Source organism: Acinetobacter celticus, from assembly GCF_001707755.1.
Classification (GTDB): Bacteria; Pseudomonadota; Gammaproteobacteria; order Pseudomonadales; family Moraxellaceae; genus Acinetobacter; species Acinetobacter celticus.
Map to the genome: position 1 here is coordinate 121,914 of NZ_MBDL01000011.1, position 16,568 is coordinate 138,481.

Here is a 16,568-nt window from a genome sequence, read left to right on the forward strand (position 1 = left end):
GCACACTCCAAATTTTTATACACAGTCATTTTTATCCAAGGCAACAGTTGCACAGGGATCAATTAATCTTTGCCATAACTTGCAAACGACCTCTCGGGTATCGTGCCAGTCCGCAGCATTGACTTGCATGGATTGATTTGCAAGCGCTAGGCGGTGGCTCTCGGCGCGTTCACGAAGGTAAGCTTGAATCAATGCTGTCGCATCGTTGCTGGATAAGCAACCTGCTTTTGCGGCGTCTTCAAGGATTCGTACGTTGTCAGAGTAATGAGCGAGATCTGGATTCGCTCCACTCCATGCTAATACCGCATACTGTGCCATAAATTCAATATCAACGATACCACCTGCATCCTGTTTTAAATGAAAAATTCCGTCTTTTTGCTGTTCTTTAGAAGAACCCAGATGGTCTTTCATTTTTTGACGCATTTTCAATACTTCAGTGCGAACATTCTCTTCATCACGTGGTTGCGTCAATATACGACATCGTAAATGCTCAAATTTGGTTCGAAGCGATTTTTCACCCGCGATAGAACGTGCACGAACCAGAGCCTGATGTTCCCACACCCATGCGCTTTTAAACTGATATTGTTCAAAGGCTTTCAGACTGGTGACCAACAAACCCGCCTCACCCGATGGGCGTAAACGTGTATCAATTTCATAGACCCGACCATCTAAGGTTTGCGTGGTCATCAGTGACATAAATTTCTGCGCCACACGCATAGCAAACTCAAAACCACTAATGGCTTTTAAACCGTCGGTATCCGCTTGTTCATCCATAAAGTGAATGAACACCAAGTCTAAATCTGAACCGTAACCTAGCTCAATTCCACCCAATTTTCCATAACCTGCAACAGCAAATGCAATATGATCCAGTGAACAACGTTGCCCTTCCGCATCCATCGGATAACCATGTTTTTTAGCGGTAATTTGATAGGCTAAATTTAAGGTCGCATCGACCGATACTTCTGCAATATCCGTCAATGCATCCGACACTTTCATTAATGGACTTTCTGCTAAGACATCACTGGCCGCTACGGTTAATACATTAGATTTTTTAAATAAACGTAATACTCGCATTAAGTCTTCAACGTCATCCAATTCAATGCGAAGCAATTGCTGACGCAGAGAATCCTCTAAATCCTTACGTTTTGGCAGTTCAAAATCCATCGACAAAAATTCATCTAGCAATACAGGATAATGCGTCAATTCCTCACAAATCCATGGACTAACCGTCGCCATTTTGACCAAACGCTGTAATGCACCTTTACTCTCAATAAGCATGACAAGATACACAGTACGGCGCATCACAGATTCAACCAATGGCATGAGGCGTAATAATGCAACTTGTGGATGACTAGACTGAATGACCGCTTCAACCAAATGAGGCCAAAATGTTTTTAACCGTTGTACTGCCTTTGCTGGCAACTTTTTCAGCGCATGTCCATACCAAAATTCATGGATCATTTTTTTCGCATTTTCATCCAATACGTCATTCAGTTGTTTTTCCAGCTGGCTAAAACTTTCAATCAGCGGATCAGGTTCTTTTTCTTTAATTAAGTGTTCAAATTGATAAATCACTTTGGCGCGGTTTTGGTTCAGTACCTGTAAAAAGGCATCCCAAGACGCATAGCCCAAAGTATCTAACATTCGCTGACGTGAATCTTCCTCTGTCGGTAAAGATTGCGTTTGTTGATCATTGAGTGCCTGAATAGCATGTTCTATTCTGCGTAAATATAAGTAGGCATCTTCCAGTTCAACGACTACATCAGGTTCGAGTAAACCGACTTCCCCTAAATGATGCAAACTAACTAAACATTGACGGTCTTGTAATTCAAGTTTAGAGCCGCCATAAATCAGCTGAAAAACTTGAACGATAAATTCAACTTCGCGTATTCCGCCTGCACCTAATTTAATATCATCTTCAATATTACGCCGTAACACTTCACGTTCAATCATGGCTTTCATTTCACGCATGGCTTCGAAAGCACTGTAATCTACATACTTTCGGAACACGAAAGGGCGCGTCATATTCAGTAAGTCTTGCCCTTCTTTTTCACCTGTCACAATACGCGCTTTAATCCATGCATAGCGTTCCCATTCACGACCATGTTGGCTTAAGTATTTTTCTAAAGCCACATGACTAATAGCTAAGGCTGAACCATCTCCCCAAGGTCGCAGGCGCATATCCACACGAAATACAAAACCATCTGCCGTAATATGATCCAGCAAGTAAATTAGTTTTTGTCCCCACAAAATGCAAAACTGTTGCACATCAATACATTTACGGCCATTGGTTTCACCTTGCTCATCAAAGGCAAAAATCAGGTCAATGTCACTGGATAAATTCAGCTCTTGCGCACCCAGTTTCCCCATCGCAATCACAATTAAACTTTGAATCGCCCCATTGTAACCCACAGGCTCGCCATGTTTAGCCACCAAAGGTGCATAAGCAAACGCTTTGGCGACACAAATCGCCACATCGGCAAAATCAGATAATTCTTTGGTGAGGGTGATGACATCGGTAAGCTGATTAGCATCTTGCCAAATCCAACGAAACATTAAACGCGCACGTAAAGTACGCAATGCACGCATCCAAGTGGCTTCATCTTGAATTTGGTCTAAAGCTGTCGCGACATATGTGTGTATTTGCTCGGTGCTGAGTGGCGCAAGAAACTGATCAATTGCATAATCTTGGTCTATTAAACTGCGGTGTATTCCCAATACTTGTTCAGCATATTGGCTAGCACGCAATGTTTTTTGCAATTGTTCCACGTTCATTTTCAAACCCTTGACCCAAGTTTTTTTCTAGTTATATCAGTTGAAAACCAAGAGTGGAAAATAAATTCGCTTTTATTCTACTTATTGTCAGGTTTATTGGGTATTTATAGCGCTATTTTCAGCACATAAAGCCTGATGGTGGTTGGTCGCCGATGGTAAAGTTACCGTAAATGTCGTCCCTACTCCTTCCTTCGATTCCACCTGTATTTCACCATTGTTTAAATCGACAAAACGCTTGCATAGCATCAGCCCCAGACCTATGCCTTTTTCACCTGCGGTTCCTTTTAGGCTTACAGTAAATTTGGGTTCAAACAATTGCTCGGTGTGATGTTGTGTCATACCTAAACCTGTATCTTGAATGGTTAAGCACACACCTAAATTTGTAGAGGTTGCTTTAAGCACCACCACACCCGTGCCATCAGTGCGGCTAAACTTCAATGCATTCGAAACCAAGTTTTGAATAATAGAAGTCACCATATTGATGTCTGCATAAATTTTCAGATCTGCGGGTATTTCATTTAATAGTTGAATATTTTTTTTGATGGCCAAACTATTTAATACATTACAAACAATTTTGGCTGACTGACTAATCTCAAAATTAATAGGATGGTAGACAAATCGTCCACCTTCTGCCATTGCCCAATTGAGTAAGCTTTCCAACAAACTATAGGTCGATTGTGCGGTATCAAATAAATAGTCGGCAATATTTTGAATACTCGATTCATCTAAAGAATCACGCTCCTGCGCCAAGACTTCAGAAAAACCCAGTAAGCCATGAAAAGGTGCGCGTAAATCATGCGCAATAATTTGGAAAAATTTTGTTTTACTAAAATTTAAAGCCGATTGTTGTTCATATAGTTCTTTTAATTCAGCATTTTCAACTCGGAGTTTAATAATGCTTATTAGGCTTTGCACAAACTCTTGTACCACCATTTTTTGTTGGGCATCAAACACATCAGGCTGTTCATCAAACAATAAAACTTGCCCAATAGAAATATCGCCATCTTTTAGGTTAAAGGCCAATAAGCGTGCATGATCTACACCCAAATTTTTAATGTGTTGCGAAAACTGTGCATAATTCGGATGCAAGATATCGAGACAATCTGCCCCATCAAAATAAGCAACTAAGTTGGCTTCTTCATGGGCCAAAAATGGCTTACATCCCTTTGCAGAGGAAAACCAAATATAAGGTTCATCTTGAAAGACTAAAATAGCGTTCTCAATTTGCAACATACTTCTTGAAAACCTCAGAAACTCAGCGACACGGTTGTCTTCAGTAAAAACGCCCATCAGCAAAGCCAGCCTACAAGATGCTAACTGTTCTGTCTGTGTTCCTATTTCAAGCAGTTGAATCGCCATTGAGCTTCACCTTGCTGTTGCTTAAGGAGTAAAACCAATTTTTCCACTTGGTTTAAACTTAACATATACTCTTAACTAACAAATTTAAACAAATAACTCAACAATAGAACCTATCAAATTGACCAAAGGTAAATTTAACAATGATGTTTTCTTCATGTAAATATCAATAAAATAAATATATTTCAGTCAATTATGAACAAGAAAATATGGTTTTGTAGAAATAAAGAATAAAAATAAAAATAAAAGTTTATACAAATGTAATTGAGTTCACACTTACCAATATAACATGATGTAAGCAATGTCCTGCCCCAACTGTTAAAATCACCTATTATTTGAATAAAAATCAGACATCACACTTAAAGCAATTCAAACGTACAGTACTCAATAATTTGCATAAATCAAAAATATTTACTCTTCATTTAAAAAATCAGCGTGGCTTCATTTGATTGATTCAATTTTTTATCTTTTTTGGTAGACATGACTTCTACTTTTAAAAAGTCAAAAAGTCACTTATGCAAGGCATCTACTGTTTCCTGAAAACAAGGACTTTGACAAAATTCGAGTATTTCAAACTCCAATTCCAATAGGCTTAAAATTAACGTCAAATGACCAATGAGTAATTTATTTGCATGATACCCAACATGTTGCAAGTAATTAGCGAGAAAATTTTCAAAATATAACGTTTAAATTTCAAGCAAAAAAATCCTAAAAACCACAACAATCAATTGAAAAATATACATTAAATTTAAATTCAGACCATCTATTGCACAAATTCATACAAAAGTGTGTTTCGGCCTTCAAGGTACTTTTAAGGGTGTTTCCTAGTCGAAATGAGATGGAATTTCAAGTAGAATATCAACATTAGTGAACAACACTGATACATACGAATTTTCAGCCTAATGACAATCTAGAACGATATTTCTATTTGGCTGAGGTGCATAAGCACCAACTTTTTCAAGGTTTAATTTAAGCAAACCGGTTCACAGGAACCGAGCCAAAAGCTTGGTTCTCAAATACTCAATACAAAGCAAGGGGCTATATATGGCTGGTGGAAAGTCAACAATCATTTACACACTGACCGACGAGGCGCCACTATTGGCGACCTACTCATTGCTGCCGATCATTGAGACCTTTACTAAGCCAGCTGGCGTTGAGATTGTTAAAAGTGACATCTCTGTAGCCGTGCGCGTGCTTGCAGAATTCGCAGACTACTTAAGCGATGAACAAAAGGTACCTGACACACTCGCAGAGCTCGGTCGTCTTACTCAAGATCCAGACACGAATATTATTAAGCTCCCAAATATTAGTGCATCTGTTGGCCAATTAACAGCATGTATTAAAGAACTTCAGTCTAAAGGATATGCAATTCCTGACTATCCTGAAAACCCAACAACGGACGAAGAAAAAGCGATTAAGGCACGTTACAGCAAATGTTTAGGTTCTGCTGTTAACCCAGTATTACGTGAAGGTAACTCTGACCGTCGCGCACCCGCTGCCGTTAAAAACTATGTGAAAAAGCATCCTCACTCTATGAGCGAATGGAAGCAATGGTCACAAACGCATGTTTCACACATGGATGAAGGCGACTTCTACCACGGTGAAAAGTCTATGACTTTAGACCGCGCACGTGATGTAAAAATGGAACTCATCACTAAAAATGGTGAAACAGTTGTACTTAAGCCAAAAGTTGCATTGAAAGATGGCGAAATCATCGACTCAATGTTCATGAGCAAAAAAGCACTGTGCGATTTCTACGAAAAAGAACTTGATGATTGTAAAGAAGCAGGCATTTTGTTCTCTTTACACGTTAAAGCAACCATGATGAAAGTTTCACACCCGATTGTTTTCGGTCACTGTGTGAAAATTTACTACAAAGATGCTTTTGAAAAACACGGTAAATTGTTCGATGAGCTAGGCATTAACGTCAACAACGGTATGGCTGGTCTTTACGAGAAGATTGCCACTTTACCAACGTCTGTTCGTGAAGAAATCATCGAAGACTTGCACGCTTGCCAAGAACACCGTCCTGCACTTGCGATGGTTGACTCTGCTAAAGGCATCACTAACTTCCATTCACCAAACGACGTGATTGTAGATGCTTCTATGCCTGCAATGATTCGTGGTGGCGGTAAAATGTGGGGCGCTGATGGCAAACCTTATGACTGTAAAGCAGTCATGCCTGAGTCAACTTTTGCACGTATCTACCAAGAAATGATTAATTTCTGTAAATGGAATGGTAACTTCGATCCACAAACCATGGGTACTGTACCTAACGTTGGTTTGATGGCACAAAAAGCTGAAGAATACGGTTCACACGACAAAACTTTCGAAATTTCAGAAGCCGGTGTTGCAAACATCGTCGATCTTGAAACTGGTGAAGTTTTAATGTCACAAAACGTTGAAGAAGGCGACATCTGGCGTATGTGTCAGGTGAAAGATGCACCGATTCGTGACTGGGTAAAACTTGCAGTAAATCGTGCACGTAACTCTGGCATGCCTGCAATTTTCTGGCTTGACCCGTACCGTCCACATGAAAATGAATTAATCAAGAAAGTTGAAAAATACTTAAAAGATTACGACACGGCTGGTCTAGACATTCAAATTATGTCGCAAGTTCGTGCAATGCGCTACACACTTGAACGTGTTGCTCGTGGCCTAGATACCATTTCAGTAACAGGTAACATCTTACGTGATTACCTTACTGACTTGTTCCCAATTATGGAATTGGGTACTTCAGCTAAAATGTTGTCTATCGTTCCGTTAATGGCGGGCGGTGGTATGTACGAAACGGGTGCAGGTGGTTCAGCGCCGAAACACGTACAACAGTTAGTAGAAGAAAACCATTTGCGTTGGGATTCTTTAGGCGAGTTTATGGCTTTGGCTGTATCGTTAGAAGAAATGGGCATTAAAGAAGGCAATGATGACATCAAGTTACTTGCTAAAACTTTAGACCAAGCAACTGGCAAGCTATTAGACAACGACAAGTCTCCATCACGTCGCACGGGTGAATTAGACAACCGTGGCAGTCACTTCTACTTAGCGAAATATTGGGCTGAAGAACTTGCAACACAAGATGAAAATGCTGAATTGAAAGCGAAGTTTGCACCACTTGCGAAAGCATTGGCTGAAAATGAAGATAAGATTATTGCTGAACTTGCAGCAGTGCAAGGTAAGTCAGTTGATATTGGCGGTTACTATGCAGTAGATACAGCGAAAGTAGATGCTGTAATGCGCCCAAGTCAAACTTTCAACGCAACACTTGCTACTATTTAAGTCACATACAACTGACTTAAATGAGTGAAATAAAAAACCGGTGCTTAGGCACCGGTTTTTTATTTCTCGACTGCCCCCCTCAATAAAGAGCAATAAAGGCGATTTTAGGTAGACTGACCATTTCCATCTAACAATAGAATCATTTTAGGCTTTTTAATATCTTTATATTTTTCATTTGCTTTATTTAATTCTTCAATAAAATCGAAAGCATACTTAAGTTTATCCTCTTACACCAAACACAATAATACTCATACAATAAAGGCTAATGAAATAAAAATAAGTGCCAAGCGAACAACAATTTGAGACCCCTTTTTTAAACTGGTCGCCAAAAAGCACATATCCCCCTACCGAAGCAAGAATAAAATATCCCACTACAAATAACGCCGACATCTTGGATTTAAAAATAACAAAGGCTTGATAGATAAATTTTTTAGTCAAAATTAATTAAACCATTTTCATGAACGTATGATCTATATTTGGATTTTTCGCAAAATCTATGATTTGTCATTAGATTTAAAAAAGGTGAAGCGTTTTATTTAAATATGCTTTAAGTTTTCTATTATGATCAGGCAATAAAAAACCCCAAGTCTGAATGAGCTTGGGGTTTTTTAGAATTTTGGTCCCGAGGGTCGGACTCGAACCGACACATCATCTCTGATAGTGGATTTTGAATCCACCGCGTCTACCAATTTCACCACCTCGGGAGTGGATGAGGGCTATAATACGCTGTTTCTCGGTACTGTCAACACCGAAAATACACGTTTGTTTATTTTTAAATCACTCAATATTTTTTCGTCTTAAAATTAAGCAAAATCAGCCGAAAAATCGAAAAAAGCATATACTAAGCACAATTTTTTCTCTTCGCTATTTGACATATTTATCATGCAACTTTCAGATTTCAATTTTAATCTCCCCGATGAGCTGATTGCTCGCTATCCTTTAGAAACACGTAGCGCTTCTCGCTTGCTTCACCTAGACACGCAAGGTCAATATCATGACCATCACTTTACCGATATTTTAGACTTACTGAATGAAGGTGACCTTTTGGTGTTAAATGACACCAAAGTCATGAAAGCGCGCTTAAAAGGAAAACGTGCAACAGGTGGTGCTGTCGAAGTACTGGTTGAACGTATGATGGATAAATTCACGGCGCATTGCCATATTAAAGCCAGCAACTCACCTAAAGAAGGTGCAGAGCTTTTTATTGGCCCAGATGAAGTTAAAGTGACTGTTAAGGGTCGTCATGAAAACTTATTTATTGTTGAGTTTTCACAGCCTATTTTAAATGTTTTAGATTTATATGGCGCTTTGCCTATTCCGCCTTACTTTAACCGTGAAGCAGAAGCGATTGATACCGAACGCTATCAAACCGTATTTAATGACCCCACCAAACTCGCATCTGTAGCAGCACCAACAGCCAGCCTACATTTTGATGAAGATTTGCTAAAAAAACTAGAAGCCAAAGGTATTCAAAAAACCTTTGTGACCCTACATGTAGGCGCAGGCACATTCTTACCTGTTCGTACCACAGATATTCAAAACCACATTATGCACAGTGAATGGTGTGATGTATCTGATGAAGCAATGGCAATAATTAAAGCCACCAAAGCACGTGGCAATAAAGTGATTGCCGTGGGGACAACAGCAACCCGTGCAACCGAAAGTGCAGCACAAGCCAATGGTGGCGAACTCAAAGCATGGACGGGCGATACACAAATTTTCATCTACCCAGGTTATGAGTTTAAAGTAATAGACCGCTTAATCACCAACTTCCATTTGCCTGAATCTACTTTGCTCATGCTGGTTTCTGCAATGTCGAACCGTGACAATATTTTAAATGCCTACAATCATGCTGTAGACAAGCAATATCGTTTCTTTAGTTATGGCGATGCCATGCTCATTGACAATCTTAACGTGAAATAATTTAAGACCTCCCCCTATGCCGATCGATTCTATTCAACACTCCATTCATATTCGTCGTAAGAAAAATAAAGTGGTTTTTCAAAATATTGCTCGGCTATGGGATTTAGGTCGCACTGCACAATCCCATCAAGAGATTTTAGATGGGCTTCACCCGTGGAATGCGTCCATCACCTTAAAGTTTGAAAACTTACTTCCGTGTCTTTTAGGTATTTTGGGCGTATTTTTTCTTATTCCTGTCTTTTTTCAGTCAACTCATTTTTGGGCACAGCTTTGTTTCTTAGCTGGCCTGATGATGGTTTTCTGGGCCTATCTAAGTTATGAAAATGATGACCCGATTGAAGAGATCATTGAGTTCTTAGAACGTGAAAGTATCGCCAAAAAATATCAACTCGCATTTGGCAGACAGCCTCAGCACCTTGCTATCCCCATGAACCAGCTACATTTCATGGCGCATTTAAAACAGCTCTTCCCGGTCTTCAATCAGGGTTCAATTTCTAATGACATATCTAACTATGCAAGTTCCGTATGGGAAGATGAAGATGGTAAACAACAGCAAGTTTTGGTCTTTCAATACCACTATGTCAATGAAATTAAAGTCCGCGACCAAAATAGAGAAGAAGTAAAACTCAAAGAAGTACATAAAGATTTATGGGGTGTGTTTATTTTTGATATTGATATTCAAGGGCTCGCCATCACCAGTATTAACACGCCTTTTTATTATCCTTATAGTTTTCCATGGCACAGCAGTGACATTCAAACCAATCAAAAGCTCAAATTTTACGGTAGTGATGAAATGCAAACTGCAAAATTGATGAGCCCTAGCTTTGTGTTACGTTCGGCTGACTTTTTTCAAAACCGCCAAGGCGACCTCATGTTTCATCCATCTAGCAACCTTTTATGTTTTTTAGGTTCGCAAGATTTATTTAAAGCCTCTAGCAAGGCCTCAAAAATAGAAGATATTTCGACATTGCGCGGGCATCTCAGAACGTTTAAATTAATAGCCTTAGACAACTTAAAACATGATCTGATGTTATTTCTAAAATAGAATGCAACACAGACATTTCGGGGAATAAAAATTATGGGGTTGTTGATCTTTTTTTTATTGATCATTGCTGCAATTTTTGGCTGTATTGTGATTCGTAATAATATTGTACGCCATCATAATGCAACTATTCGGGCATGGTCAGATGTTGCCAGTTATGAACGTCAGAAAGTCAAAATTTTAGATGGCTTACAACCACTGGTCGAACAATATTCCAGTTTTGAAAAAGGGACTTTAGAAAAAGTCACTGAACTACGTCAAAATATTTTAAACTTAAATTTAAATAAAGCCGATGTCACTCAGTTACAACATATTGAGTCTTTAAATAAAGAGCTCATGCACAGCTTGAATGTTGTGGTGGAAAACTACCCAGAGCTAAAAGCCAATGAAATTTATCTGAAAATGATGAATGAAATTGAAGAACAAAATGAAAATGTCGGCGCCGCAATTACCATTTTCAACCGCAATGTCGAATTATTTAATAATCATATCCAAGTCTTTCCAAATAACATTATTAACACCATGACTTTGGGTAAAAAAACAATACGTCCATTTCGGGACAATGCAGTCACTCAAAGTTTTGACTACCGTCCAAACTTTTAATTGGTTAGGCACGGGGGCAACCTGTGCCCTGCTATGGATTTTTAGCCATGCTAGAACATATAAACTTATTAAAAAATGCATTAATAGAAGAATTCCATCAACTTTACCAACAATATAATCAAGACCATATTTATGCATACACCTTGGTTTTTAATGACTATTTATTGATTGATTATTTAGCCATTTCAACACAGCGTAGTATTTTTGCTGAACATGAAGACCACGCACAGTATTTAACGCAATCAGACCGCTGGAATGTCAGTAAATGGCGCTATAAATCTAGCTCTGCACAAAACATTGCACTCAATCATTTTAAAGATATTCCTTCCGACTATTTTAAGGTGCAACACAGTTTTGACAATCCGCTACTCAACACAACCTCACATCAATCTAGCAATAATTATCAAATTTTATTAGATGCCTTCAAGCAGGCCAAAGACGCCTTCGTAAATTCATACCAATTAGATCCCAATCAGACTTTGTTTTTTATGAGCATGCCGACCCAGCCTGAAATAGAGATACATTCTGCGCAATACTTAAACCCAGAACATGAACTTCTCCAGTCCTTTTTAACGGATCGACAACCTCAGCAAAACGCTATTCAACAGACCAACCGCTTTAAACTGTCTCAGGCAGATAAAGATATGTTAATTGACTTAGCTCAATTGGCTGAAGTTGAACCCTACAATGAACTACAAGTCTCTCACGCAGCCTTTTTATTGACGCTTGAACCTCATTTTATCGATACCAATATTTACATTCAAAAGCTCATTCAAACCATTGCATCTATGCCTACAGGGCAAAAAGAAAGCTGTGCTTTGCAAAAGGATGAGTTGTTAAATCGAATTAATCAGTTTTATCACCTCTCTCAATTTACAACCGAAACCACCCGCTAAGTGTCTTCATAAAATAAACAAACTTCAGTCCCTGAAATAAATTACAGCGTCAGTACGCTACAGCGCTGGCGTTTAAGTTCATAATCAAGGAAAATAGCGTACTTTTAGCACTAATGATCAGCGAACTGTTTTTCGCCTTGATTTGGACTCTTTATGAAGTTTGAAAAACTAGGTCAATCGGGACGCGCCCGTCGTGGCCGCTTGACCCTTGCACATGGTGTGGTTGAAACACCTGTATTCATGCCTGTTGGTACTTACGGTACAGTTAAAGGCATGCTCCCGCGTGATATTGAAGACATTAAAGCGCAAATTATTTTGGGCAATACCTTCCATTTGTATTTACGTCCTGGCCTAGAAGTGATTCAAGAGCACGGTGGCCTGCACGAATTTATGAAGTGGAACAAACCAATCTTAACCGATTCAGGCGGTTTCCAAGTCTTCAGCCTTGGCGCAATGCGTAAAATTAAGGAAGAAGGCGTAACTTTCCGCTCACCGATTGATGGCTCTAAAGTCTTTTTATCTCCTGAAATTTCAATGGACATTCAAAAGACCTTAAATTCAGATGTTGTGATGATTTTTGATGAATGTACGCCTTATCCTGCGACACATGAAGAAGCACAAAAATCGCTACAACTGTCTCTACGTTGGGCTAAACGCTGTAAAACACAGCACCATGACGTACTTGAAAATACCAATGCCCTTTTTGGTATTATTCAAGGTGGTATGTATGAAGATTTGCGTGAAGAATCTTTAAAAGGCCTACTTGAAATTGGTTTTGACGGTTATGCCATTGGTGGCTTATCTGTTGGTGAACCCAAAGAAGAAATGATCAAGGTTCTGGATTATCTTCCTGTACAAATGCCTGAAGATAAACCACGTTACTTGATGGGCGTAGGTAAACCTGAAGATGTTGTTGAGGGGATCCGTCGCGGTGTAGACATGTTCGACTGCGTCATGCCTTCACGTAATGCACGGAACGGTCATTATTTTGTGACCGATGGTTTAGTACGCATTCGTAATGCCAAATACCGTCATGATCAAAGCCCTTTAGACCCACATTGTGATTGTTATACCTGCACCAACTTTACCCGCGCCTATTTATTCCATTTAGAAAAATGCGGTGAAATGCTGGGTTCTATGCTTGGGACTATCCACAATTTGCGCTATTACCAACGCTTTACCCAAGAGATTCGTGATGCATTGGACAATGGCACATTTGATGACTTTGTTCAGGACTTTTACACCCGTCGTGGTTTAGAAGTACCTCCTTGTCCACAAGATTAATCTTTCAGCATTTGCGCTGAACAAAAAGACAAGGTAAATTGCAGAGCAAACCAATTTATTATCATGTTATTGATATACAATTTTATTAGTTTAGGAAATTGAAATGAGCCTTTTTATTTCTACTGCCCATGCGGCAGGTGAAGCATCGCAACAACCAAGCCTGATGGCCAATATTTTAATGATTGCTGTTTTTGTTGCAATCTTCTACTTTTTAATCTGGCGTCCGCAATCTAAACGTGCCAAAGAACACCGTTCATTGGTAGAAAGTTTAGGCGTAGGCAGTGAAGTAGTTTTTGCTGGTGGCTTAATGGGCAAAATCACTAAAATTGAAGGTGACTTTGCAGTGGTTGAATTAACCAAAGGTGTAGAAGTAAAAGTACAACGCGCAAGTGTTATTTCGGTTCTTCCTGAAGGCACATTAAACAACCTTTAATCAAAAAAAAGTCGTGCATCCGCACGACTTTTTTCATTTTAAGAAGAAAATAAATGCGTTACCCAGCATGGAAATATCTGCTGATCCTCGTGGTTTTAGTGATCAGTACATTATATGCCCTGCCAAGTTTGTATCCAGATGAACCTGCTGTTCAAATTTCGGGTGCCAAAGCTGGTACTCAAATTGATCAGAGCATCGTGCAAAAAGCAGAGCAAATATTAAAAAGTGAAAAAATTGCATCACATGACAACAGCTTCACCAATAATGCTGCCTTATTGCGCGTAGATTCAAGCGAAGCACAATTAAAAGCCAAAGATGCCTTGCGTCATGGTTTAGGTGATAACTATGTTGTTGCTCTAAACCTTGCACCAACGACACCTGAGTGGCTACAAAAAATTGGCGCTAAGCCAATGAAGCTTGGTTTGGACTTACGTGGCGGTGTTCACTTCTTACTTGAAGTGGATATGGATAAAGCTATTTCACAGCGTATGGAAACATCTGCTGCTGACTTACGCCGTCAGTTACGCGACAGCAAACTGAAATTCAACAGCCTGTCCTTAGGCAATAACACCATTATCATTCAATTTGCAAATAACGATGACCGTTCAGCAGTCATGGATTTTTTGCGTCGTAATGGTAATGAGTTTACACAGCAAGCTGTGGCAACCAATGATGGTGCAAGTTTACGTCTAACGTATACCGACGTTCGCAAACAAGAAATTGAATCGTATGCGGTAAACCAAAACTTAACCACACTACGTAATCGTATTAACGAATTAGGTGTGGCTGAAGCGTTGGTACAAACCCAAGGTAGCAACCGTATTGTGGTTGAACTTCCGGGTGTGCAAGACACAGCCGAAGCAAAACGTGTTTTGGGTCGTACTGCGAACCTTGAATTCCGTTTAGTCTCTGACCTCAATGATCAATACATTGACCCATATACTGGACAAGTAAAAGGCTCTTTACCTCCGGGCACAGAAGCATTTGCTTATGAGTCTTTAGACAGTGGGCGTCAATTGCTCTTGAACCGTAACCGTATTTTAACAGGTGAACGTGTTCAAAATGCCTCGTCTGGCTTTAGCCAAGACTCTGGTGGTGCAGAAGTTAATATTACGCTAGATACTGCTGGCGGCAAACTCATGGCTGAAGCGACACGCAATGCGGTCGGTAAGCGCATGGCTGTGTTATTTATCGAAAATAAACAAAAAATTAGCTATGTAACAGACCCTGCAACTGGTGCACAAACTGAGGTTCGTACACCATATACAGAATCTGTGGTGATTAATGCGGCCACTATTCAAGCCGTATTAGGTTCTCAGTTCCGTATTACAGGCTTATCTTCACCGCAAGAAGCATCTGAATTGGCGCTTATGCTACGTGCAGGCGCTTTAGCTGCACCCATGTACTTTGTTGAAGAACGTGTGATTGGCCCAAGCTTGGGTCAAGAAAACATTGATAAAGGCGTACTGTCGACTCAAATTGGTTTCTTATTGGTTGCCATTTGGATGGTGGTGTTCTTCCGTCTATTCGGTTTAATTGCCAATTTCGCATTGGTTATTAACCTTGCCATGATTTTAACCATCATGTCTTGGATTGGCGCTTCCCTCACCCTACCGGGTATTGCAGGTATCGTGATTACCATTGGTATGGCCGTCGATGCCAACGTACTTATTTGTGAACGAATACGAGAAGAAATTAAATGGGGCGCTTCGCCCAAACAGGCCATTGTGGCCGGCTATGATCGAGCCTATAACACCATTTTCGACTCGAACTTAACAACTTTCTTGGTGGCGTTTATTTTATTTGCAATTGGCACTGGCCCGATCAAAGGCTTCGCAGTGACCTTAATGATTGGTATTATTTGTTCGATGTTTACTGCAATTACAGTCACGCGTGCAATCGTCCAACTCATTTACGGCAAAAAACGCAACTTACATAAGTTGAGCATTTAAGGAGATCGAAGATGACTGAAAATACTCAACTCAATCCAAAAAAGTACGGCCGTCCAGACGACGAACATGTTATTCCGTTTATGAAGATTGCAATGCCTGCGGCAGTGTTCTCCATCATATTAACACTGGCTAGCATTTTCTTCATTGCCACCAAAGGCTTGAACTTAGGTTTAGACTTTACAGGCGGTGTTTCTGCCGAGCTTAACTATGCAGAACCTGTTAACGCTTCTGATGTGTCTAAAGCATTATCACAAGCAGGCTTTAAAGATTCAGTGGTTCAAACACTAGGTTCAAACCGTGACCTCATGGTACGGATGCCTGTTCAAGAAAATGCCGAAGCATCTGATCTAGCCAAAGAAATTACCGCTGCAGCGCAATTGCCTGGCAATAAAGCTGAAGTACATAAGGTCGATGTCGTTGGTGGCCAAGTCGGTAATGAACTGTACGTGCGCTCTGGCGGTGCGGTGGCCTTGGCCCTACTGCTGATGCTGGTTTATGTCACCATTCGCTTTGAGTTTAAATTGGCACTCGGCGCTGTACTGTCCTTGTTCCATGACGTCATTGTCACTGTCGGCGTTTTCGCGATGATGCAATGGCCGTTTGACTTAACCGTATTGGCTGCCATTTTGGCGCTCTTAGGTTTCTCATTAAACGATAACATCGTGGTTTCTGACCGTATTCGTGAGAACTTCCGTAAAATTCGCGGTGCAGAACCTTTGGAAATCGTCAACATTGCCCTGACTGAAACATTGCGTCGTACCATTCATACCTCTGCAACGTTATTGTTGGTTGTTCTTGCAATGATGTTCTTGGGTGGTGATGGTCTACATTGGTTCTCTGTTGCCATGTTTATTGGTGTTTTTGTCGGTACTTATTCATCAATTTATATTGGTACTGCCTTTGCACTTTGGCGTGGTCTGAACCGTCAAGACTTTATTGTACAAGTGAAGCCTGAATTTGAAGAAGAGAACGAAATTCCTCACTAATCTTCAGCTTGAGTCTTAAAATAAAAAAACCATCTTCGGATG

The 16,568-nt window shown here is 40.0% G+C and carries 11 protein-coding genes and 1 tRNA gene; 9 read left to right on the plus strand and 3 right to left on the minus strand.

Features of this window, described 5'->3' with window-relative positions:
• Positions 1-15: 15 nt before the first annotated feature.
• Complete coding sequence (gene glnE, locus BBP83_RS11860; RefSeq protein WP_068888813.1) at positions 16-2,775, minus strand: bifunctional [glutamate--ammonia ligase]-adenylyl-L-tyrosine phosphorylase/[glutamate--ammonia-ligase] adenylyltransferase; 2,760 nt, start codon at positions 2,773-2,775, stop codon at positions 16-18.
• A 93-nt stretch (positions 2,776-2,868) separates the two neighbouring features.
• A complete protein-coding gene (locus tag BBP83_RS11865; protein ID WP_068888815.1) occupies positions 2,869-4,134 on the minus strand; it encodes a sensor histidine kinase in 1,266 nt (421 codons plus the stop codon).
• A 1,041-nt stretch (positions 4,135-5,175) separates the two neighbouring features.
• On the opposite strand from BBP83_RS11865, the gene BBP83_RS11870 reads away from it, so the two are divergent.
• Complete coding sequence (locus tag BBP83_RS11870) at positions 5,176-7,407, plus strand: NADP-dependent isocitrate dehydrogenase (RefSeq protein WP_068888817.1); 2,232 nt, start codon at positions 5,176-5,178, stop codon at positions 7,405-7,407.
• A gap of 617 nt (positions 7,408-8,024) precedes the next feature.
• On the opposite strand, the gene BBP83_RS11875 is transcribed toward BBP83_RS11870, so the two are convergent.
• Positions 8,025-8,111: transfer RNA gene (locus tag BBP83_RS11875), tRNA-Leu, on the minus strand.
• Positions 8,112-8,289: 178 nt separating this feature from the next.
• Between BBP83_RS11875 and queA the strand changes: the two genes are divergently transcribed.
• From queA to secF, 8 genes are all read left to right on the plus strand, one after another.
• Positions 8,290-9,330 (plus strand): tRNA preQ1(34) S-adenosylmethionine ribosyltransferase-isomerase QueA, encoded by a 1,041-nt coding sequence (gene queA / locus BBP83_RS11880; RefSeq protein ID WP_068888819.1) that lies wholly within the window; start codon positions 8,290-8,292, stop codon positions 9,328-9,330.
• Between the two features lie 16 nt (positions 9,331-9,346).
• Positions 9,347-10,375 (plus strand): hypothetical protein, encoded by a 1,029-nt coding sequence (locus BBP83_RS11885; protein WP_068888820.1) that lies wholly within the window; start codon positions 9,347-9,349, stop codon positions 10,373-10,375.
• Positions 10,376-10,408: 33 nt separating this feature from the next.
• On the plus strand, positions 10,409-10,975 hold the full coding sequence (locus BBP83_RS11890) for a LemA family protein (RefSeq protein ID WP_068888821.1): 567 nt from the start codon (positions 10,409-10,411) through the stop codon (positions 10,973-10,975).
• A 47-nt stretch (positions 10,976-11,022) separates the two neighbouring features.
• Positions 11,023-11,871, plus strand: coding sequence for a DUF4303 domain-containing protein (locus tag BBP83_RS11895; RefSeq protein ID WP_068888823.1), 849 nt, complete (start codon positions 11,023-11,025; stop codon positions 11,869-11,871).
• Positions 11,872-12,024: 153 nt separating this feature from the next.
• Positions 12,025-13,155, plus strand: a complete 1,131-nt coding sequence (gene tgt / locus BBP83_RS11900; protein WP_068888824.1) for a tRNA guanosine(34) transglycosylase Tgt — start codon at positions 12,025-12,027, stop codon at positions 13,153-13,155.
• 103 nt (positions 13,156-13,258) lie between these two features.
• Positions 13,259-13,588: a preprotein translocase subunit YajC gene (gene yajC, locus BBP83_RS11905; protein ID WP_068888826.1), complete on the plus strand. Its 330-nt coding sequence runs from the start codon at positions 13,259-13,261 to the stop codon at positions 13,586-13,588.
• Positions 13,589-13,641: 53 nt separating this feature from the next.
• The gene (secD, locus tag BBP83_RS11910; RefSeq protein ID WP_068888827.1) at positions 13,642-15,540 is read left to right on the plus strand and encodes a protein translocase subunit SecD; all 1,899 of its coding nucleotides are present in this window, start codon (positions 13,642-13,644) and stop codon (positions 15,538-15,540) included.
• A gap of 11 nt (positions 15,541-15,551) precedes the next feature.
• Positions 15,552-16,526, plus strand: coding sequence for a protein translocase subunit SecF (gene secF / locus BBP83_RS11915; protein WP_068888829.1), 975 nt, complete (start codon positions 15,552-15,554; stop codon positions 16,524-16,526).
• Positions 16,527-16,568: the final 42 nt, after the last annotated feature.